Genomic DNA, 18,123 nt, shown 5'->3' with positions numbered 1-18,123 from the left:
AAAGCGTAATAATTCTTCAACCTGCCAGTTCTCTCAGCCAGCCGATAAAGGCGTCTATTTTCGGCCACTGACGACCGGAAAGCGTCGAGACATAGTAGTGCTGATGGCATTTCAGGGTCTTGTCACCAAACGGGGCGATCAGCTCGCCCCGTTCGAGCCTCTTCTGCACCAGCCGCTTTCTGCCCATCGCGACGCCGACGTGGTTGATGGCCGCAATAATCGCCAAATCCGAACGATCGAAACCGATAACCGACGATAGCGGCATATTCACCGCAAAGTGCTGCGCCCAGCTCAGCCACTCATCCGTCCCGGAATCATTACTCCAGGCCTGACGGTCGTGCAGCAGCGTGCAGTGGCTGAGGTTATCGGGGTTTTTCAGCAGTTCATGCTCGCGGGCATACTGCGGTGAGCAGACGGGCAAAATCTCCTCGTCCATCAGGAAGTGATGAGAGAGATGGTTTGGCGGCGTATCGTCGAAATAGAGCGCAAGATCGACGCCCGTTCGCTGCATATTGACGTAATCATTGCCGGTCAGGATGGTGAGTGAAATCGACGGATAGCGGCGGGTAAAGTCCCCCAGCATGGGCACCAGCCAGCACTGGGCGATCGACGGCCGGGAGTAGACCGTCAGCGTGCCGGACAGCGCCTGGTTTTTGATATCCAGGATCTCCTGATTCAGGGTATCGAGGGATGATTTCAGCGTCCAGTAAACGCGCTTTCCCTCCTGCGTCAGCTCAACTTTACGGTGCGAGCGGACAAACAGCTGAATGCCCAGCTCCTCTTCCAGCAGGTTGATGCGGTGGCTCACCGCGCTGGGGCTGAGCGACAGCTCCTCCGCCGCCAAGGCGAAGGACTCATGCCGGGCGGCCACTTCAAAGGTATACATTTTCGACAGCTGCCAGCCGTTTAACAGGCGGTTTCTGGCTTCATTCGCATCGGTCATCACAATTCTCACGTGGGTTTTCTGCGCTCAGCATACCGCTCAAGGGTGAATTTATGTGAACCTAATACGAATTAAGTGCGCTTTTTAGAGCGCAGTCACTCAGTTGATCCAATCTGGCTCACCTGAACGCCAATTTATATCGTTTGTCAGCCCACGCCGTTTTTTCGTCCAATACCCACAGATGACATAAGGGTGAGGTGAGATATGGGATCTCAGGTCTGGGTTGTGGCAACGCTGCTGGTCAGCATTGTGTTGATTGTTTTAACCATCGTAAAACTGAAGTTTCACCCGTTCCTCGCGCTGCTGCTGGCGAGCTTTTTCGTCGGCGCGATGATGGGGATGAGCCCGCTGGATATGGTGAACGCCATCGAGAGCGGAATTGGCGGTACGCTGGGCTTCCTGGCGGCGGTGATTGGTCTGGGCACCATTCTCGGCAAGATGATGGAAGTCTCCGGCGCGGCAGAGCGCATCGGGATCGCACTGCAGCGCTGCCGCTGGCTGTCGGCGGACGTGATTATGGTGCTGGTAGGCCTTATCTGCGGCATTACGCTGTTTGTGGAAGTGGGCGTTGTACTGCTGATCCCGCTGGCGTTTTCCATCGCCAAAAAGACCAACACGTCGCTGCTCAAGCTGGCCATTCCGCTCTGTACCGCGCTGATGGCGGTGCATTGCGTAGTGCCGCCGCATCCGGCCGCGCTGTTTGTGACCAATAAATTAGGCGCGGACGTCGGAACGGTCATTGTCTACGGTTTGATGGTGGGCCTGATGGCCTCGCTGGTCGGCGGCCCGCTGTTCCTGAAACTGCTCGGCAATCGTCTGCCGTTTAAACCGGTTCCGGCGGAATTTTCAGACCTGAAGGTGCGGGAAGAGCACACCCTGCCGTCGCTGGGCGCCACGCTGTTCACGGTGCTGCTGCCGATTGCCCTGATGCTGGTGAAAACCATCGCCGAGCTGAATATGGCGAAAGAAGGCACGCTGTATACGCTGCTGGAGTTTATCGGCAACCCGATCACCGCGATGTTTATCGCCGTGTTTGTCGCCTACTACCTGCTGGGGATACGCCAGCATATGGGCATGGGCACGATGCTGACGCATACCGAGCACGGCTTCGGCTCTATCGCCAACATTTTGCTGATTATCGGCGCGGGCGGCGCGTTTAACGCCATCCTGAAAACCAGCGGACTGGCGGACTCGCTGGCGCATATTCTCTCGAACCTGCACATGCACCCTATCCTGCTCGCCTGGCTGGTGGCGCTGGTGCTGCATGCCGCCGTCGGCTCCGCGACGGTGGCGATGATGGGCGCCACGGCGATAGTCGCGCCGATGCTGCCGCTCTACCCGAACGTGAGCCCGGAGATCATCACCATTGCCATCGGTTCCGGTGCCATTGGCTGCACGATCGTGACCGATTCCCTCTTCTGGCTGGTGAAGCAATACTGCGGCGCGACCCTGAATGAGACCTTCAAATACTATACGACGGCGACGTTTATCGCCTCGGTGCTTGCACTTGGCGGCACATTCCTGCTTTCCTTCATTATCTGAGCGCGAAGAGACGTATTATGGAAAACGCAACTATCACTACTTTAACCGCACAGTTTCCTCTGGTTGAGGATCTGATTGCTCTGAAAGAAACCACCTGGCTTAACCCGCGCACCACGACGCTTGCAGAAGGGTTGCCGTACGTCGGGCTGACCAAAGCCTACGTGGACGACGCGCACGCGCGCCTCAACCGCTTCGCGCCGTACCTGGCGAAAGCCTTCCCGGAAACGGCGGCAACGGGCGGGATTATCGAATCCGAACTGGTTGCCATCCCGGCGATGCAAAAGCGGCTGGAGAAAGAATCTGCGAAGTCTATTCCCGGCACGCTGCTGCTGAAAAAAGACAGCCATCTGCCGATCTCCGGCTCGATCAAAGCGCGCGGCGGCATCTATGAGGTGCTGACCCATGCGGAAAAACTGGCGCTGGAAGCCGGGTTGCTGAGCGTTGAAAACGACTACAGCGTTCTGCTGGAACCGCGCTTTAAGGACTTCTTCAGCCAGTACAGCATTGCGGTAGGCTCAACCGGCAACCTTGGGATGTCCATCGGCATTATGAGCGCCCGCATCGGCTTTAAGGTGACGGTGCATATGTCTGCCGACGCCCGCGAATGGAAGAAAGCCAAACTGCGCAGCCACGGCGTCATCGTCGTGGAATATGAGCAGGATTACGGCGTGGCGGTGGAGCAGGGACGAAAAGCGGCGGAAAGCGATCCGAACTGTTTCTTCATTGACGATGAAAACTCCCGCACCCTTTTCCTGGGCTACGCCGTTGCAGGCGAGCGGCTAAAGGCGCAGTTTGCCGAACAGGGCCGCGTGGTGGATGCCGATCATCCCCTGTACGTCTACCTGCCGTGCGGCGTTGGCGGCGGCCCTGGCGGCGTGGCGTTTGGCCTGAAGCTGGCCTTTGGCGATAACGTCCACTGCTTCTTCGCGGAGCCAACGCACTCCCCGTGCATGCTGCTCGGCGTCTACACCGGCCTGCACGATGAGATCGCGGTGCAGGATCTGGGCATTGATAACGTGACGGCGGCGGACGGTCTGGCGGTAGGGCGCGCCTCCGGCTTCGTGGGCCGCGCGATGGAGCGCCTGCTCGACGGGTTCTATACGCTCTCCGATCAGAGCATGTACGACATGCTCGGCTGGCTGGCGCAGGAGGAGGGCATTCGCCTGGAGCCGTCGGCGCTGGCGGGGATGGCCGGTCCAGTGCGCGTTCATTCGCATACCAACGTTACCCACCTGGTGTGGGCGACCGGCGGCGGGATGGTGCCGGAAGACGAGATGGCGAAGTATCTGGCGAAAGGGAAGTAATTATGCCGGGTGGCGGCTGCGCCTTACCCGGCCTACGGTTCGCGGCAGTTGCAGGCCCGGTAAAGCGTAGCCGCCACCGGGCTTACAGGCTCAAAATTTGCTGAATATGAGTTACCGCAAACAGCAGCGACAGCGAGAGAACAGCGAGCGCGATCAGGAACTTATCCCGCACCGCCTTCGGCTGTACAAAATCGTTCTGCGCCACGTCCATCAGGTTACGGCTGCGGGTATAGCGCCATAAAATAATGGCCACCAGCGCCAGCACAATAATGGAAATCCAGAATGGCACCCCTGTGCGGTGCCAGTTGTGCTTGATCGCCAGGGCAATCAGCGCGCCATACCCCAGCAGCGTGCGCAGCCAGGCGAGCGACGTCCGCTCCGGCTGCAGGCCGGGGTCCGCTTCGCGCCGCGCTTTGCGGCTATCCGCCATAGAACACCAGCACCATCACCACGCCCGCCACCGTCAGCAGAATCGTGCTGATAATCAGCAGCCCGCGCGTATAGGGCAGATCCTGCTTCAGACGCATCGCCTTCTCATTGCGCAGCCAGCGCAGGTAGCCGTAAATCGCCAGCACGCCCGCAAACAGGCACAGCAGCAGCGCCAGCACTTCGCGAATCAGCGGCGTGGCGAAATCGGGCGCGAGCTGATCGAGACCCACCCCTGCGGCAAGAAAGCCCAGCGCGGTGCGGATCCACGCTAAAAAAGTGCGTTCATTAGCCAGAGAGAAGCGGTAGTCCGGCGCTTCGCCGAGGCGGGAAATTTTCATGAGGGTTCCTTGTCGTGCTCCAGGCAGGCTTCAGCATAGCGTAAATCGACAAGGACAAGGAGACCGGCATCGGGCGATGCCGGTCAGGACGATTAGTGCAGCTCTGGCCAGTAGTCCTTATTGGCCGCGATCAGGTCATCCAGAATCGCTTTCGCGACGGACGCGCTCGGCACGGTTTTCGACAGGGTGATCGCCTGCCAGAGTTTCTGGTACGAGCGCTGCTCCCAGGCATCCACCACCAGTTTTTCCACCGCCACCTGCTGGCTCATCAGCCCTTTCTGGAAGTGCGGAATATCGCCCACCGTGAGCGGCTCCGGCCCGTTATGGCCTACCAGGCACGGGATCTCCACCATCGCGTCGGCATCAAAGTTATGGATGGCCCCGTTGTTAGGCACAATCAGTAGCATCCGCTCCTGGGTGTTGAAGGCAATCGCCGTCGCCAGATCGACGATGTACGACGCATGTTCGTCGATTTCCAGCTCACCGGCGGCGGAGTGACCGGCTTCAATAATTGCCCGACAGGCGCTGAACACGTGCTTTTCACGGTGATCCATGACCTCATTGGCGCGGGTGCGTTCCGGATTGGAGTGCGCGACCACGTAGTCCGGGAACAGATAATACTTCAGGTAGGTGTTCGGCATGGTATCCGGGTCAAGCGCCTGTACGTCTCTGGCTTTGGCAAAGGTATCGTTCCAGCTCGCTTCGGTATGCGCATCTTCCGAAGGCGGCACATAGCCGTTTTTCGCCACGTATTCGCGCAGTTTCGGCATCAGATCGTTGCCGTTGAGATCTTCAATCGACGTCCACCAGCCGAAGTGGTTCAGACCGTAGTAGCGCACGCGCATCTCTTTGCGGTTTTTCAGGCCGACAATCTGCGCCATGCGCCCTTCAATGCCGATCGGCATATCGCAGATGTTGAGGATTTTGGCGTTCGGACGCAGGCGACGCGTGGCTTCCGCGACAATCGCCGCCGGGTTGGAGTAGTTCAGCATCCACGCGTTCGGGGAGTACTGCTGCATATAATCCACCAGCTCCAGCACGCCGCCGATCGAGCGCATGCCGTAGGAGATGCCGCCCGGTCCGCAGGTTTCCTGGCCCAGCACGCCGTGGCGCAGCGGGATTTTTTCATCTTTTTCGCGCATCGGGTATTTGCCCACGCGGATATGCGCCATCACGAAATCCACATCGCTAAACGCCGCTTTAGGGTCGGTGGTGTAGCTGAATTCGATCTCCGGCGCCTGCTCCCTGAGGATGATTTTGCACGCTTCGGCGATGGTTTCCTGACGTGCGCCGTCGTTGTCATAGAACTTCAGCGCGCGCAGCGGGAAACGGTCACGGTTGGCTAACAGCATCAGGACGATACCAGGCGTAAAGGTGCTGCCGCCGCCTGCAATGACAACTGAGAATTTTTTCATGATATAGCCTCTGTCAGGGTGGTTTGTTCATTTGTTAAAGGAGTTTTCATCAACGATTCCAGCTGGTCGCGCACCTGAGGAACGTGCAGGCCGACAATCACCTGAATGCCGTTGCCGCGTCGCACCACGCCGTGGGCGCCGAGGGCTTTGAAGACGTCATCGTTTTGGGTTTTCGCCATATCCACCAGCGCAATGCGCAAGCGGGTGGCGCAGTTGTTGATGCTTTCGATGTTGGCCGCGCCGCCGAGCGCCTGCAGGAATCCGGCGGCCTGCCCGACCTGCTGGCTGGCCGCGGCCGGGACGGTGGTTTGCCCGCTCGCCGCCTTATAGTCGGCCTTGCTGTAGAGTTTGATTTCGCTCTCTTCCCGGCCCGGCGTTTTCAGGTTCAGACGTTCGATCAGCGTTTTGAAGACCGCGAAGTAGATGCCGGTGAAGCAGACGCCGATGCCGATCTGGGTGAATACCGTCGAGGCGTGGTTATGAAACATTGGGATCCAGTTTTGCGGCAGGAACTGGTCCAGCAGGCCGCCGCCCATGTTCCCGACCACGCCAAAGGCGTACATCACCGTTGCCATAGTCGCCGCCAGCACCGCATGGACGGCAAACAGCAGCGGCGAGATAAACAGGAAGGTGAACTCGAGCGGTTCCGTGATGCCCACCAGCACGGCGGTGAGCGTGGCCGGCACCAGCAGCCCCGCCACCTTGACGCGGTTTTCCGGCGACGCGGTGTACCAGATCGCCAGCGCAATCCCGACCGAGCCAAACACTTTAGAGTTGCCGTGCAGCGCGAACCCGCCTTCCGGGAAGAGGGTTTTCAGCGGCAGGGTGCTCTGACTGAACTCCTGCAGGTGCTGTGCCCAGTAGACCTGAATCCCGCCTTCCACCGCCGCCGGGCCGAAGATGAACGGACCGTAGACGAAGTGGTGCAATCCGGTTGGGATCAGAATGCGTTCCAGGAAGGTATACACCCACACGCCCAGCGCACCGGCGGAGCGCAGAAACGCCTGCAGGGACTCAATGCCCATCTGTACTTTTGGCCAGCCCAGCAGCGTCAGCCAGGCGCAGGGGATCATGACGAAGAACGCGAGGATAACGACAAACGAGCTGCCCTGGAAAATCCCCAGAAAGACCGGCAGCGGCTTGTCGAAGTAGCGGTTGTGGATGGCGGTGACGATACCTGAGATCACAATGGCGCCGATGATGCTGGTATCGAGCGTTTTGATGCCGGCAATCATCGCCAGCCCGCTACCCGCCGTCGGCTCGGCGGAGAAGTCGACGCCGAAGAAGTGGCCCCAGGTCATCCCCATCGCGTTAATGAAGTAGTTCCAGGTCAGAAAGCTAATCAGCACCGCCAGACAGGCTCGGCCCTGCGCCTGCTTCGCTAGGCCAATCGGTAAGCCAACGGCAAAAATCAGCGGCATATTGCGAAACACCGCCCAGCCGCCCTCTTCAATGATGTGAACAATCTGCGCGAAAAGATGATCGGGGGCCGTTAAGGCTTCGCCGACAAACAGCGGGTTGCGAAGCATGATGGCGATTCCCACCACGATCCCGGCGAACGGAAACAGCAACACCGGGGTAAACATGGCACCGCCAAAACGTTGTATTTGACTGAGCATTTTTAAATCCTCATGAAACAACCTGTAGGGGTAGAGGCCTTTATGATTTTTTGCTGGCCTGAGGTGAGCATAAGAACTTACTGATGCGCGAACATGGCGTGCCGCTGCGATTCGTGATCGCATTCATGGTTTTATTTTGACCAATCAGGTCTACTTTTTGGCGTAAATATGGACATGTCAGGACACAATCCACGCCCTGATAAGGGCAGAGAGGTCTACTGGTGATCTACAAATCTATCGCCGACAGATTGCGGCTGCGGCTGAATTCGTCGGACTACAACATCGGCAGCCCGCTGCCCGGCGAAAAGGCGCTGGCGCAGGAGTTCGGCGTGGCGCGAATGACCATCCGCAAGGCGCTCGATCTGCTGGTGAGCTGGGGGCTGGTTGAGCGGCGGCACGGCAGCGGAACCTTTGTCTCGCGCAAAGACGTTCACCACGAAACCACCAACCTGACCGGGCTGGTGGAGGTGCTGCGGCAGCAGGGAAAAGATGTGCAGAGTAAGGTCTTACAGTTTGAAGTGATGCCCGCCCCGCCCGCTATCGCCAGCCAGCTGCGGATTCAGGTGGATGAGCGGATCTACTTTTCCCGGCGGGTGCGCTACGTGGACGGGAAGCCGCTGATGCTGGAGGACAGCTTTATGCCGGTGAAGCTGTTCCGCAATCTGTCGCTGGCACATCTTGAGGGGTCTAAGTTTGATTATATCGAGAAGGAGTGCGGGATCACCATCAGCGGCAACTACGAGAGCCTGACGCCGGTGCTGGCAGATAAAACGCTGGCCGGTTATATGAACCTGCCGGAACAGACGCCGCTGCTGCGAATTACGTCTCTCTCCTACAGCGACAGCGGCGAGTTCCTTAATTATTCCGTGATGTTCAGAAATACCAGTGATTACCAGGTGGACTACCATCTGCGGCGCATCCACCCGGACGACCTACTAGCCCATTCCCCAGAACAGCACCGCCAGTAGCTGCGGGGTGATGATGCGCAGGAACATCACCAGCGGATAGACGGTGGCATAGGAGAGCGCAGCCGCACCGCTGGTGGCGTGCAGGTTGTTGGCAAAAGCCAGCGCGGGTGGATCGGTCATGGAGCCCGCCAGCATCCCGCACAGCGTCAGGTAGTTCATTTTGGCGAACATCCGCGCCAGTATTCCCACCGTCAGCAGCGGGATCGCCGTGATAAAGATACCGTAGCCTACCCAGCTCATCCCTTCGCCCTTGACCAGGGTATCGACAAAATCCCCGCCGGACTTCAGCCCGACCACCGCCAGGAACAGCACGATGCCCAGCTCGCGCAGCGCCAGGTTGGCGCTCGGTGGCATAAACCAGTAGAGCTTCCCGATACAGCCGATACGCCCGAGGATCAGCGCCATAATCAGCGGTCCACCCGCCAGGCCCAGCTTGAGCGCCACCGGGAAGCCCGGCACGTACACAGGAATAGAACCGAGCAGCACGCCGAGCCCGATACCGATAAACACCGGCAGCATCTGCACCTGCTGCAGCTTTTGCTGGGCGTTACCCACCATATCCGCCACGGCGTCGATGGACGACGGGCGCCCGACCAGGTTGAGGATATCCCCGAACTGCAGGCTGGCCTCCGGGCTGGCGACCAGTTCAACACCCGCACGGTTAAGGCGAGAGATCACCACGTCATAGCGCTCTTTTACCTGCAGATCGCGTATTTTCTTGCCAAGAACGTGTTCGTTAGTCACCACAACGCGTTCCACGCGCATATCGGTGCCGCGGGTTGAGAGCGAGGTATCCACTTCCTGGCCAATCACCAGCCGCGCGTTGTTTAAATCTCCGGGCTGGCCGACCAGGTGCAGCAGATCGCCCTGCTGAATGACGGTGCCGGGGGCAGGCACCATCAGCATATCGTCACGCTTGAGGCGGGAGCAGATGATATTGGCGCTGTTCAGAATCGGCACGTCCTGAATCGCCATATTGTTCAGGTTGGGGTTATCGACCCGAATGTTGATGGTTTTAATTGGCATATGGCCGTTGGTGAGCGTGGTTTCATGGTCCTTCGCCTCTTTGTCGACGTTAATGCGAAACAGGACGCGCACCAGCCACATGGAAAGCAGAATGCCGCAAATCCCAAACGGATAGGCCATGGCGTAGCTCATCCCCATCTGGTCGACAATGCCGGGTTCAATACCCAAATCGCGCAGGATTTGCTGCCCGGCACCGAGCGCAGGCGTGTTGGTAACCGCCCCGGAGAAAATGCCCAGCACCACGGGGAGCGGGATATCGAAGATTTTGTGCAGAATTGCGGTGACCAGCCCGCCCATCACCACAATGCCGAGGGCAAACAGGTTGAGCCGTAAACCGGAAACCCGAAGTGAGGCGAAAAAGCCCGGTCCCACCTGAATACCGATGGTATAAACGAAGAGGATCAGGCCGAACTCCTGGGTAAAGTGGAGCATTTCGGCGCTGAGGACCAGCCCGAGCTTGTCGGCGAAGTGCCCGACAAAAATGCCGCCAAACAGTACCCCGCCTATCCCAAACCCGACGCCGCGGATTTTGATATTACCTATCCACAGGCCAACAACAGCGACCAGGGCCAACACGCTGACGGTTAACGCGATATCACTCATGACCCACTCCCTTAGCATAACCTTAGTTATGCTAAGGATTCTCTCAGAGCCGGGGGCGGTTGTATGGGTGATGGCGCACAAAAAAGCCCTGCCGGGGCAGGGCTTTATCTTTTCACCCTCTCCCACAGGGAGAGGGCCAGGGTGAGGGCATCAGCCCGCACAGTGCTAACTGTTCAACGCCGGCCGCTCGCTAATGGCGATACGCTGCGGCGCGATGGCTTCCGGCACGTTGCGGATCAGGTCGATATGCAGCAGACCGTTGGTAAACGTTGCGCCGGACACTTCCATATGGTCTGCCAGGGTAAAGCTCAGGCTAAACGGCTGATTAACCAACCCCTGATGCAGCCATTTGGTCTCGGTCTCTTGTTTTTCCGGCGACCCCTTCACGGTCAGGCGAGTGCCTTCAAGCTGGATGTCCAGATCGTCCTGGCGGAAACCGGCCAGCGCAAGGGTAATGCGATAGTGGTTATCGTCGCTTTTTTCGATGTTGTACGGCGGAAACGTCTGTTGCTCGGTGGTGCTTTGCAGGGCGTTAGCAAGTTTGTCAAAACCAATCCACTGACGCAGCAGGGGGGATAAATCATAGTTACGCATACTAAATCTCCTTCTGAGAAGCGAGTTCGGCACAGTGTAATTTTGTGCACAGTTATTCCTGCAAATCCTGATGGATTCGCATATGCTCCCGTTACGGCAAGCAAGTTCGGGTGGGCCGCTCACGCGACCCGCGTAATTAGTTAATTTCGATACGGCGCGGTTTTTTCTCTTCCGGAATCACACGTTCCAGTTCGATAAACAGCAGACCGTTAACCAGGTTCGCGCCTTTAACGTGAATGTTCTCGGCTAACTGGAATTTGCGTTCAAAGTTGCGCTCGGCGATGCCCTGATAGAGGTAGGTACGTTCTTTCTGCTCGGCCGTATGGGAACCTTTCACCACCAGCAGGTTGTCCTGCGCGGTGATCTCCAGTTCGTTTTCTGCAAAACCGGCGACGGCAATGGCGATGCGGTAGTGGTTTTCGTCAACCAGCTCAACATTGTATGGAGGGTAGCCGTTGCTCTGGCTTTGGTTATTTTCTAAATGGTTAAACAGGCGGTCAAAACCAATTGCAGAACGGTATAGCGGAGAAAGATCGAAGTTACGCATAAATAAAACTCCTGAAATCAGCGAGAAATTGTAGCCTTCCACCATGGACAGGCCTTTGCGCCCCCGAACACCCATCAGGCGAGTTCGTTATCGGGCCACATTCTTAAAATGGGTCTGCAATCGGGCTTTTCAAGAACGACAGCTGCACTTTTTTTTGCACTTTCCTGCATCTCGCTTAGACTGGGACAACAGCACAAAGGGTTAAATTGCGATGGCTGCCACAGTGCGGGGTTATAGGGCTATCCATTTTGGATAAGGCTCGCTATAACCCTGAGTTGCAGGTCTATGCAGTGCCATTAACGATGACTGAGTGATGATGAAAAATGTTCTGATAAAGCTGACGACGTTCAGCGGGGTAGTTTTACTTTGCGGGTGTTCGAGCGTGATGTCTCACACCGGCGGTAAAGAAGGAACATATCCGGGGACGCGCGCCAGCGCGGCGATGATCTCCGATGACGATACAAACTGGGGCACCAAATCCCTGGTTATCCTGGATATGCCGTTTACGGCCGTGGCGGATACGCTTCTGCTGCCGTGGGATATGTTTCGTAAGGACAACTCCGTACGCTCGCGTGTAGAGAAAAGCGAGCAGGAAAATCTGGCGACAAACGCCGTCATCCCGCCCGCTGAAATGCCTCCACGCTAGTACTGCGCGGTTTCCGTCACCCAAAGCTGACGGAAACCGGCTGTCTCCTCCATCCACGCAATAACGCGCCCGTCAGGGGAAAACACGACCGCATCAGCAGACGGCGGGTTGCCGTGATCGGACGTCAAAAACGTCACCTCTCCGGTCTGTGCGTCGCAGCAGGCGATCCGATTTTCGAGCACAAACCCCAGACGATCGCCCGCAGGATGCCAGTTAAATGCTGACTGAATATCGCTCCCGGTACGCGTCAACTGGCGCGGCTCGCCTCCCTCAGGAGAGATCAGCCACAGCTGCACAATGCCGTTATCATCCCGCATCAGAAACGCAATCTGTGTCCCCTGCGGGTTGCAGCGAACCCAGTGACGCGGCACGTTCACCAGGCCCGGGTACGCCCTCTGATGCGTGAAGGTCAAACGACGCTGCTTCACACCCGCAGGCGGCGCTGGCAGGGTCTCCGTCGTGCCCTGTAGCGGCGCATCGCCCGCATGCTTCCAGCCCTGCTCGTCTTCCGGCAGATTTACGATAAACAGTTCCGGGACTTTTTCACCCTGCTCAGACAGGGTGTCGCCGATGAACGCCAGCCTGTCGTTGCCCACCCAGCCCTCTTCGTAGGCGCGGTTAATCTCGTCGCTGCCCGGCTGCGGGTTGGGCGTCGTGCGGCTGACCAGCACGCTCCAGAATGTACCTGAATATTCGCGCGGATGGTTCCCGCGCGGGTTCACCGGGCCGTAAGGCGCAGCCACGCCGACGTTGCGTAAATCAAGTTTAGGATCGCGTTCGTGCAGAACATGGTCGTTATAGGTAAAGCTGACGAGCTGCCCGTTTGGGCTGAAGACATGGACGTGGCTGCCGCCGCGCAGCGCGCCTGCGGTGTAAGGCGCTGTGATATCCATCGCGTCCAGGTTGCTCACATGACCGTTTTGCGCAACCACTCCCTGACGATGATGAAAATCGTAGTGCCAGTCTGCATCCGGGTTTTTCGGGCCGTGGATAAAGACATATTTCTCTTCTGCAGGATGAACGGTCACCACGCCGACATGCGCGCCGTCAGTCGCGCGATAAACCACCTCTACCTCACCCGTCGCGACATTGACCCGCTCGATGGTTTCACCGGTGAACGACGCACCGGACGGGCGCACGTCGTAGACCAGCCACTGGCTGTCCGGCGTCCAGGTATTGATGTTGGTCAGCTGGTGGTTGCGGGAAGCGAAGGTGATTTGTTTCATGAGGATACCCTGATGCACGGTGAATGCATCAGGGTAAAACATCCGCAGAGATTAGCCTACTCGTTTCACGTCGCCCACCAGCAGGATGTAGGAGAGTGCCCCGATCAGCGCCACGGCAGAAATATAGACCAGCGCCGGGCCGAAGCCGTAGTCCTGCGCCAGGTAGCCGATGACCAGCGGTACGGTGATCCCGCCCAGCCCGCCGACAAAGTTGAACACGCCGCCGGTCAGGCCAATCAGCCGCATCGGCGCAAGGGACGACACCAGCGACCAGGTGATAGAGGCGAAACCGTTACCGAAGAACGCCACCGCCATCAGGGTCATAATCCACACCGGATCGTTGGTGTAGTTGGCACCCATGATGCAGGTTGAGATCAGCAAGCCGCAGATGATCGGCGTTTTACGCGCCACGCCCAGCGAGTAGCCTTTTTTCACCAGCTTATCGGCCAGCCAGCCGGAGAGCAGCACGCCGAAGAATGCTGCGAGAAACGGCACGGTGGTCATAAAGCCCGCCTGCAGCGCCGCGATCCCCTTCTCCTGGGTCAGGTAGTTCGGGAACCAGGTGAGGAAGAACCACAGCGTGGAGGTCACCGCGAACTGGCCCAGATAAACACCCACCAGCTTACGATGGAAGACCAGCTTCCAGTCCGCTTTGGTCAGCGGCTGGCGCGCCTCTTTTTTCACCGGCGCATCGCCGTCCACCAGGCCACCGCCGTCGCGGATGTAGTCCAGCTCGGCTTTGGTGATGCTTTTGGTCAGACGCGGCGGCTGGTAAACCTTGAACCAGATCAGCGACCAGATAATGCCAATCCCACCCGTGACGATGAATACCCAGTGCCAGCTCAGCAGCTCCTGGATCCAGATCAGCAGCGGCGTCAGGAACGCCAGGCCGACAAACTGCCCGGAGGTGTAAAAGCCAACGGCGGACGCGCGCTCGTGTTCCGGGAACCAGCTAGTCACCATACGGTTGTTGGTCGGAAACGCGGGCGCTTCGAACACCCCGGTGATGGCGCGCAGGCCAATCAGCGACATCAGCCCGGTCGCGAAGCCCTGGAACAGGGTCGCCACTGACCAGCCGAAAATGGCAATGAAATAGGTCAGACGTGAACCCACGCGGTCAAGGAACCAGCCGCCCGGGATCTGACATAAAGTATACAGCCAGGCAAACGCCGAAAAGACGTAGCCCATTTCCGCTTTGGTGATGCCAAACTCTTCCTGGATATGGGCCGATGCCACGGCAAGGTTGGCGCGGTCTACATAGCAAATGACCACGGTAATAAAGATCATAATCAGCGTCAGGTAGCGGCGACGCCCGGTTTTTGTAGCGGTAACTGGAATATCCATCGCAATCTGTCTCCAGATTTTGGGCATAGCGAAGCCGCTCACCATGCCCTGTAATTTACAGAGGGTTATATTTTTGTATGTATGATTTTTGCCCGGAGGCTTATCGGGTCTACGGGATGGCGATTACCATTCCGCTACGCTGCCGTCCTCATGACGCCACAGCGGGTTACGCCAGTCTGGCGCATTTTTACTCAGCTCAATGACTTTGGCTTCGTCAATTTCTACGCCAAGGCCCGGCTTCGTTAACGGTTTAAAGAAACCGCCTTCCATGCAGAAGTCTTCTTTATTTTTCACAAAATCGAGCAGTTCCGCGCCCTTGTTATAGTGAATCCCCATGCTCTGTTCCTGGAACACCGCATTCCGGGAGACAAAGTCGACGTGCAAACAGGCAGCCAGCGCGATCGGGCCTAGCGGGCAGTGCGGTGCCAATGCCACATCGTAAGCCTCTGCCATCCCGGCAATTTTGTAGCATTCAGTTATGCCGCCCGCGTGAGAGAGGTCCGGCTGCAGGATGGCAATGCCGCCCGCTTCAAGCACGCGTTTGAACTCGAAGCGCGAGAACATACGTTCGCCCGCCGCGATGGGAATATGGGTCTGTTCAGCCAGTTTCGGGTAGTACTCGGCCTGCTCGGCCAGCACCGGCTCTTCAATAAACAGCGGACGATACGGCTCCAGCTCTTTGATCAGAACTTTGGCCATCGGCGCGCTGACGCGGCCGTGGAAATCCAGGCCAAACTCAATCTCGTTGCCGAAGGCTTCACGGATTTGCGCCACGGTGTTCACCGCCCGGTCTACCGCGCGCGAGTTGTCGATAATGCCCATCTCTTCGCAGCCGTTGAGCTTGAAAGTGTCGAAGCCGATGTTGCGCAGCTGCGTGATGCCATCAATCACTTCCGCAGGACGGTCACCGCCGACCCAGCTGTAGGCTTTGATTTTGTCGCGCACCAGGCCGCCCATCAATTGCCAGACCGGCGCGTTCAGCACTTTGCCTTTGATATCCCACAGCGCCTGGTCGATGCCGGCGATGGCGCTCATCAGGATCGGCCCCCCGCGGTAGAAGCCCGCGCGGTACATCATCTGCCAAAGGTCGTTAATGCGCGCCGGATCCTGACCAATCAGGTATTCACCCAGCTCGTGCACCGCCGCTTCTACGGTACGCGCCCGCCCTTCAATCACCGGTTCGCCCCAGCCCACAACCCCTTCATCGGTTTCGATTTTCAGGAACATCCAGCGCGGGGGTAAACGGTACGTGGTGAGTTTGGTTATTTTCATTTCACTGCCTCTCGATACGCTTTCACAAATGCTGCCGCCTGCTGTGCGGTACGCTCCACGGACTGTCCGGCACGATAAAGATCGCTGCCCAGCCCCGCGCCCACACAGCCAGCGCTCATCCACTGGCCCAGGTTTTCTGGCGTTACGCCGCCTACGGCAAAGATCGGCACGCTGGCGGGCAATACCGCTTTCAGCGCTTTGATGTAGTCCGGACCAAAAGCCGATGACGGGAAAATTTTGAGCGACTGTGCGCCTGCTTCGAGAGCAGTAAAGGCCTCCGTGGCGGTGGCGCAGCCCGGGCAGACGGTCATGCCGTAACCTACCGCGCGGCGGATCACCTCTGGCTGAATGTTGGGCGTGACGATAAGCCTGCAGCCCATTTCCGCCAGCCGATCCACCTGCTCAGGCTGTAACACGGTGCCTGCGCCAATCAGCGCCTTATCACCAAAGGCCTTCACCACGGCCGGAATGCTTTTTTCCCACTCCGGAGAGTTAAGCGGGATTTCCACCACGTCGAACCCGGCGTCAATAACCGCGCCGACGTGGGCTAACGCCTCATCGGGCGTGATGCCGCGCAAAATCGCGATAAGGGGAAGATCAGTTTGCCACTGCATGAGCGATGCTCCTTATTCCTGCCTGAAATGCCGTGTCGCCGGATATCGTTAAAACATCACGCCCCACGGCGCGAAACGCCTGCTCGTAGCGCGACGTCAGCGATGCGCCTGCGACAATGGTGATGGCCTGCTCGTGCGCGATGAAATCACGCATGCTGGCAACCTCAGCGCCAATCAGCAGGCCGGAAAGAAACTCGCTGACCTGCTCGCGCGGGAGATTTCCCAGCACGTGCGAGGCGCGAACCTCAAAAAGGTGCGGCAAGACATCAGGAGAAGCGATCCCACGTTCAAGCCCGGCAGCAAACGCCTCTGCCGAGGCTTCCTGCTCAGGTAAACCGGCCCCAACCAGCGAATGGTTGAGCAGCAAATAGTGCAGCTCGCCGGTCATCACGGTGCGAAAGTCGTGGATTTGCTCAGCGTCAGCCTGGACCCACTTGCAGTGCGTTCCGGGCATGACGTAGACAGAAGAAGGAGAAAGCGCGCGCGCGCCAAGCAGCTGCGTCTCTTCGCCGCGCATCACGTTGTGGTTGTCGTCGCGAGAAACGCACAAGCCGGGAATAATCCAGATATTGTCGCCAACGGACGTTAACTGCTCGCCAATCGCGGAGAAATGGGCGGGAACCGGCAGATAAGGCGCAACTTTCCAGCCTACATTGCTGCCTACCATACCCGCCATCACTACCGGCGTGGCGCTGTCGCGCCAGCGTTGTGTGACCTCTGCTAACACCGCCTCGGGGGATTTACCATTCAGGCGCGTCACGCCTGCTTCTGATTGCCTGCTTTCCAGGCACTGCTCGCCCTGATACAGCCAGGCGCGCAGATTGGTCGATCCCCAGTCAATTGCGATGTAGCGAGATGTCATGTGATTTCCTTCAGCCTTCGTGTCGAGCTGGCAATCATGGTAAGTGCCGCCTGCTCTGCCGCATCGCCGTCCTGATGCCTTATCGCATCGAACAGCGCTTTATGTTCCTGGAGCGTTTTCGGCATGTTGGCCTCATCGCCCATCCAGGTACGTTCAAATACTGCTCGCTGTAGCGAGCTGATCGCTACGCTAAGCTGCTGTAATACCGGGTTATGCACCGACTGCAGCACCGCCTCGTGGTAGCGAATATCTGCCTCGTTAAACGCCTCCCGGTTCTGGTTATTGGCGATCATGTCGTTTAAAGCCGACTCGATCTGGGCCAAATCGCCGGAAGTTGCGCGTTCCGCCGCCCAGCGGGCGATGGCCGGTTCAACCAGGTTTCGGACTTCGCTCATCGCGCCGATAAGCCGCGGGTCGTAGTCGTTTTCCAGCACCCACTGCAGCACGTCGGTATCGAGGTAGTTCCACTGGTTACGCGGGGCAACAAACGCGCCGCGATAGCGCTTCATTTCAATCAGCCGCTTCGCCATCAGCGAGCGGAATACTTCCCGGATGATGTTGCGCGAGGTTTCAAACTCCTCACACAGTTCGGCCTCTGCCGGCAGCGGCGAACCGGGAACGTATTTGCCACCCACAATCTGGGTGCCCAGCGTGATGACGATGCGATCGGTTTTATTGAGTGTCATGGAGAGTCCTTGTGCTCTGTATGTCCATCACTACTTTACCGCGACCGCTGAATTTCACCTCACTTTTGCAGTACAAACGTGAGGGAGTTCGTCTTTGTCATGGCCGTAATGTAGTACAATCATTTAATGTTGTACTACAATCAAG

At 58.1% G+C, this 18,123-nt stretch carries 18 protein-coding genes and 1 other annotated feature; of the genes, 4 read left to right on the top strand and 14 right to left on the bottom strand.

Annotated elements, in window-relative coordinates; genetic code table 11:
• Positions 1–16 precede the first annotated feature (16 nt).
• The gene (gene dsdC, locus ACMWLG_RS10525; RefSeq protein ID WP_045400437.1) at positions 17–943 is read right to left on the bottom strand and encodes a DNA-binding transcriptional regulator DsdC; all 927 of its coding nucleotides are present in this window, start codon (positions 941–943) and stop codon (positions 17–19) included.
• Between the two features lie 204 nt (positions 944–1,147).
• Here dsdC and dsdX point away from each other — a divergent pair, with 204 nt between their 5' ends.
• Both dsdX and dsdA read left to right on the top strand, forming a co-directional pair.
• On the top strand, positions 1,148–2,485 hold the full coding sequence (dsdX, locus tag ACMWLG_RS10520; protein ID WP_023309824.1) for a D-serine transporter DsdX: 1,338 nt from the start codon (positions 1,148–1,150) through the stop codon (positions 2,483–2,485).
• 17 nt (positions 2,486–2,502) lie between these two features.
• Complete coding sequence (dsdA, locus tag ACMWLG_RS10515; protein ID WP_045400438.1) at positions 2,503–3,789, top strand: D-serine ammonia-lyase; 1,287 nt, start codon at positions 2,503–2,505, stop codon at positions 3,787–3,789.
• Between the two features lie 82 nt (positions 3,790–3,871).
• On the opposite strand, the gene ACMWLG_RS10510 is transcribed toward dsdA, so the two are convergent.
• From ACMWLG_RS10510 to ACMWLG_RS10495, 4 genes are all read right to left on the bottom strand, one after another.
• Complete coding sequence (locus ACMWLG_RS10510) at positions 3,872–4,219, bottom strand: DUF202 domain-containing protein (protein ID WP_023309822.1); 348 nt, start codon at positions 4,217–4,219, stop codon at positions 3,872–3,874.
• Complete coding sequence (locus ACMWLG_RS10505; RefSeq protein WP_023309821.1) at positions 4,209–4,556, bottom strand: YidH family protein; 348 nt, start codon at positions 4,554–4,556, stop codon at positions 4,209–4,211. The genes ACMWLG_RS10510 and ACMWLG_RS10505 overlap by 11 nt, the downstream gene beginning before the upstream one ends.
• Before the next feature lie 92 nt (positions 4,557–4,648).
• Positions 4,649–5,971, bottom strand: a complete 1,323-nt coding sequence (locus ACMWLG_RS10500; protein ID WP_045620539.1) for a 6-phospho-alpha-glucosidase — start codon at positions 5,969–5,971, stop codon at positions 4,649–4,651.
• Positions 5,968–7,590: an alpha-glucoside-specific PTS transporter subunit IIBC gene (locus tag ACMWLG_RS10495; protein ID WP_045620540.1), complete on the bottom strand. Its 1,623-nt coding sequence runs from the start codon at positions 7,588–7,590 to the stop codon at positions 5,968–5,970. Before ACMWLG_RS10495 ends, ACMWLG_RS10500 begins: the two co-directional genes overlap by 4 nt.
• Before the next feature lie 221 nt (positions 7,591–7,811).
• Here ACMWLG_RS10495 and ACMWLG_RS10490 point away from each other — a divergent pair, with 221 nt between their 5' ends.
• Positions 7,812–8,558 (top strand): GntR family transcriptional regulator, encoded by a 747-nt coding sequence (locus tag ACMWLG_RS10490; protein WP_045400444.1) that lies wholly within the window; start codon positions 7,812–7,814, stop codon positions 8,556–8,558.
• Here ACMWLG_RS10490 and ACMWLG_RS10485 read toward each other — a convergent pair.
• From ACMWLG_RS10485 to ibpA, 3 genes are all read right to left on the bottom strand, one after another.
• The gene (locus tag ACMWLG_RS10485) at positions 8,526–10,187 is read right to left on the bottom strand and encodes a putative transporter (protein ID WP_023309817.1); all 1,662 of its coding nucleotides are present in this window, start codon (positions 10,185–10,187) and stop codon (positions 8,526–8,528) included. The genes ACMWLG_RS10490 and ACMWLG_RS10485 overlap by 33 nt on opposite strands.
• A 165-nt stretch (positions 10,188–10,352) precedes the next feature.
• Entirely contained in the window at positions 10,353–10,781 is a 429-nt protein-coding gene (gene ibpB / locus ACMWLG_RS10480) for a small heat shock chaperone IbpB (protein WP_023309816.1), read from the bottom strand.
• A gap of 136 nt (positions 10,782–10,917) precedes the next feature.
• The gene (ibpA, locus tag ACMWLG_RS10475; protein ID WP_008500162.1) at positions 10,918–11,328 is read right to left on the bottom strand and encodes a small heat shock chaperone IbpA; all 411 of its coding nucleotides are present in this window, start codon (positions 11,326–11,328) and stop codon (positions 10,918–10,920) included.
• Positions 11,322–11,393 (bottom strand) — a sequence feature (ROSE (Repression Of Heat Shock gene Expression) occurs in the 5'-region of heat shock genes and acts as an RNA thermometer to modulate expression.). Its footprint overlaps the gene before it by 7 nt.
• Before the next feature lie 248 nt (positions 11,394–11,641).
• Between ibpA and ACMWLG_RS10470 the strand changes: the two genes are divergently transcribed.
• Complete coding sequence (locus tag ACMWLG_RS10470; RefSeq protein WP_024907391.1) at positions 11,642–11,974, top strand: YceK/YidQ family lipoprotein; 333 nt, start codon at positions 11,642–11,644, stop codon at positions 11,972–11,974.
• On the opposite strand, the gene ACMWLG_RS10465 is transcribed toward ACMWLG_RS10470, so the two are convergent.
• From ACMWLG_RS10465 to dgoR, 6 genes are all read right to left on the bottom strand, one after another.
• Entirely contained in the window at positions 11,971–13,200 is a 1,230-nt protein-coding gene (locus ACMWLG_RS10465; protein WP_047635108.1) for a DUF3748 domain-containing protein, read from the bottom strand. The genes ACMWLG_RS10470 and ACMWLG_RS10465 overlap by 4 nt on opposite strands.
• Positions 13,201–13,251: 51 nt before the next feature.
• On the bottom strand, positions 13,252–14,589 hold the full coding sequence (locus ACMWLG_RS10460) for an MFS transporter (RefSeq protein ID WP_080298643.1): 1,338 nt from the start codon (positions 14,587–14,589) through the stop codon (positions 13,252–13,254).
• Between the two features lie 78 nt (positions 14,590–14,667).
• Positions 14,668–15,816, bottom strand: a complete 1,149-nt coding sequence (dgoD, locus tag ACMWLG_RS10455; RefSeq protein ID WP_045400449.1) for a galactonate dehydratase — start codon at positions 15,814–15,816, stop codon at positions 14,668–14,670.
• Positions 15,813–16,430, bottom strand: coding sequence for a 2-dehydro-3-deoxy-6-phosphogalactonate aldolase (locus ACMWLG_RS10450; protein WP_045400451.1), 618 nt, complete (start codon positions 16,428–16,430; stop codon positions 15,813–15,815). The genes dgoD and ACMWLG_RS10450 overlap by 4 nt, the downstream gene beginning before the upstream one ends.
• Positions 16,414–17,292, bottom strand: coding sequence for a 2-dehydro-3-deoxygalactonokinase (locus ACMWLG_RS10445; RefSeq protein WP_045400453.1), 879 nt, complete (start codon positions 17,290–17,292; stop codon positions 16,414–16,416). Before ACMWLG_RS10445 ends, ACMWLG_RS10450 begins: the two co-directional genes overlap by 17 nt.
• On the bottom strand, positions 17,289–17,978 hold the full coding sequence (gene dgoR / locus ACMWLG_RS10440) for a D-galactonate utilization transcriptional regulator DgoR (RefSeq protein WP_003861109.1): 690 nt from the start codon (positions 17,976–17,978) through the stop codon (positions 17,289–17,291). The genes ACMWLG_RS10445 and dgoR overlap by 4 nt, the downstream gene beginning before the upstream one ends.
• Positions 17,979–18,123 lie beyond the last annotated feature (145 nt).

It is taken from the genome of Enterobacter sp. 01-M-02-SI-ECC (genome assembly GCF_047530595.1).
In the GTDB taxonomy this organism is placed as follows: Bacteria; Pseudomonadota; Gammaproteobacteria; order Enterobacterales; family Enterobacteriaceae; genus Enterobacter; species Enterobacter cloacae_M.
Note: the sequence above shows the minus strand (reverse complement) of the source record. Positions and strands in the feature narration are given on the sequence as shown.

Bases quoted from the DNA above. Each gene is read 5' to 3' on its own strand.
- dgoD (WP_045400449.1), bottom strand. From the start codon at position 15,816: ATGAAAATAACCAAACTCACCACGTACCGTTTACCCCCGCGCTGGATG.
- dsdX (WP_023309824.1), top strand. From the start codon at position 1,148: ATGGGATCTCAGGTCTGGGTTGTGGCAACGCTGCTGGTCAGCATTGTG.
- ibpB (WP_023309816.1), bottom strand. From the start codon at position 10,781: ATGCGTAACTATGATTTATCCCCCCTGCTGCGTCAGTGGATTGGTTTT.
- ACMWLG_RS10495 (WP_045620540.1), bottom strand. From the start codon at position 7,590: ATGCTCAGTCAAATACAACGTTTTGGCGGTGCCATGTTTACCCCGGTG.
- ACMWLG_RS10445 (WP_045400453.1), bottom strand. From the start codon at position 17,292: ATGACATCTCGCTACATCGCAATTGACTGGGGATCGACCAATCTGCGC.
- dgoR (WP_003861109.1), bottom strand. From the start codon at position 17,978: ATGACACTCAATAAAACCGATCGCATCGTCATCACGCTGGGCACCCAG.
- dsdA (WP_045400438.1), top strand. From the start codon at position 2,503: ATGGAAAACGCAACTATCACTACTTTAACCGCACAGTTTCCTCTGGTT.
- ACMWLG_RS10485 (WP_023309817.1), bottom strand. From the start codon at position 10,187: ATGAGTGATATCGCGTTAACCGTCAGCGTGTTGGCCCTGGTCGCTGTT.
- dsdC (WP_045400437.1), bottom strand. From the start codon at position 943: ATGACCGATGCGAATGAAGCCAGAAACCGCCTGTTAAACGGCTGGCAG.
- ACMWLG_RS10465 (WP_047635108.1), bottom strand. From the start codon at position 13,200: ATGAAACAAATCACCTTCGCTTCCCGCAACCACCAGCTGACCAACATC.
- ACMWLG_RS10505 (WP_023309821.1), bottom strand. From the start codon at position 4,556: ATGAAAATTTCCCGCCTCGGCGAAGCGCCGGACTACCGCTTCTCTCTG.
- ACMWLG_RS10470 (WP_024907391.1), top strand. From the start codon at position 11,642: ATGATGAAAAATGTTCTGATAAAGCTGACGACGTTCAGCGGGGTAGTT.
- ACMWLG_RS10450 (WP_045400451.1), bottom strand. From the start codon at position 16,430: ATGCAGTGGCAAACTGATCTTCCCCTTATCGCGATTTTGCGCGGCATC.
- ACMWLG_RS10510 (WP_023309822.1), bottom strand. From the start codon at position 4,219: ATGGCGGATAGCCGCAAAGCGCGGCGCGAAGCGGACCCCGGCCTGCAG.
- ACMWLG_RS10500 (WP_045620539.1), bottom strand. From the start codon at position 5,971: ATGAAAAAATTCTCAGTTGTCATTGCAGGCGGCGGCAGCACCTTTACG.
- ibpA (WP_008500162.1), bottom strand. From the start codon at position 11,328: ATGCGTAACTTCGATCTTTCTCCGCTATACCGTTCTGCAATTGGTTTT.
- ACMWLG_RS10460 (WP_080298643.1), bottom strand. From the start codon at position 14,589: ATGGTGAGCGGCTTCGCTATGCCCAAAATCTGGAGACAGATTGCGATG.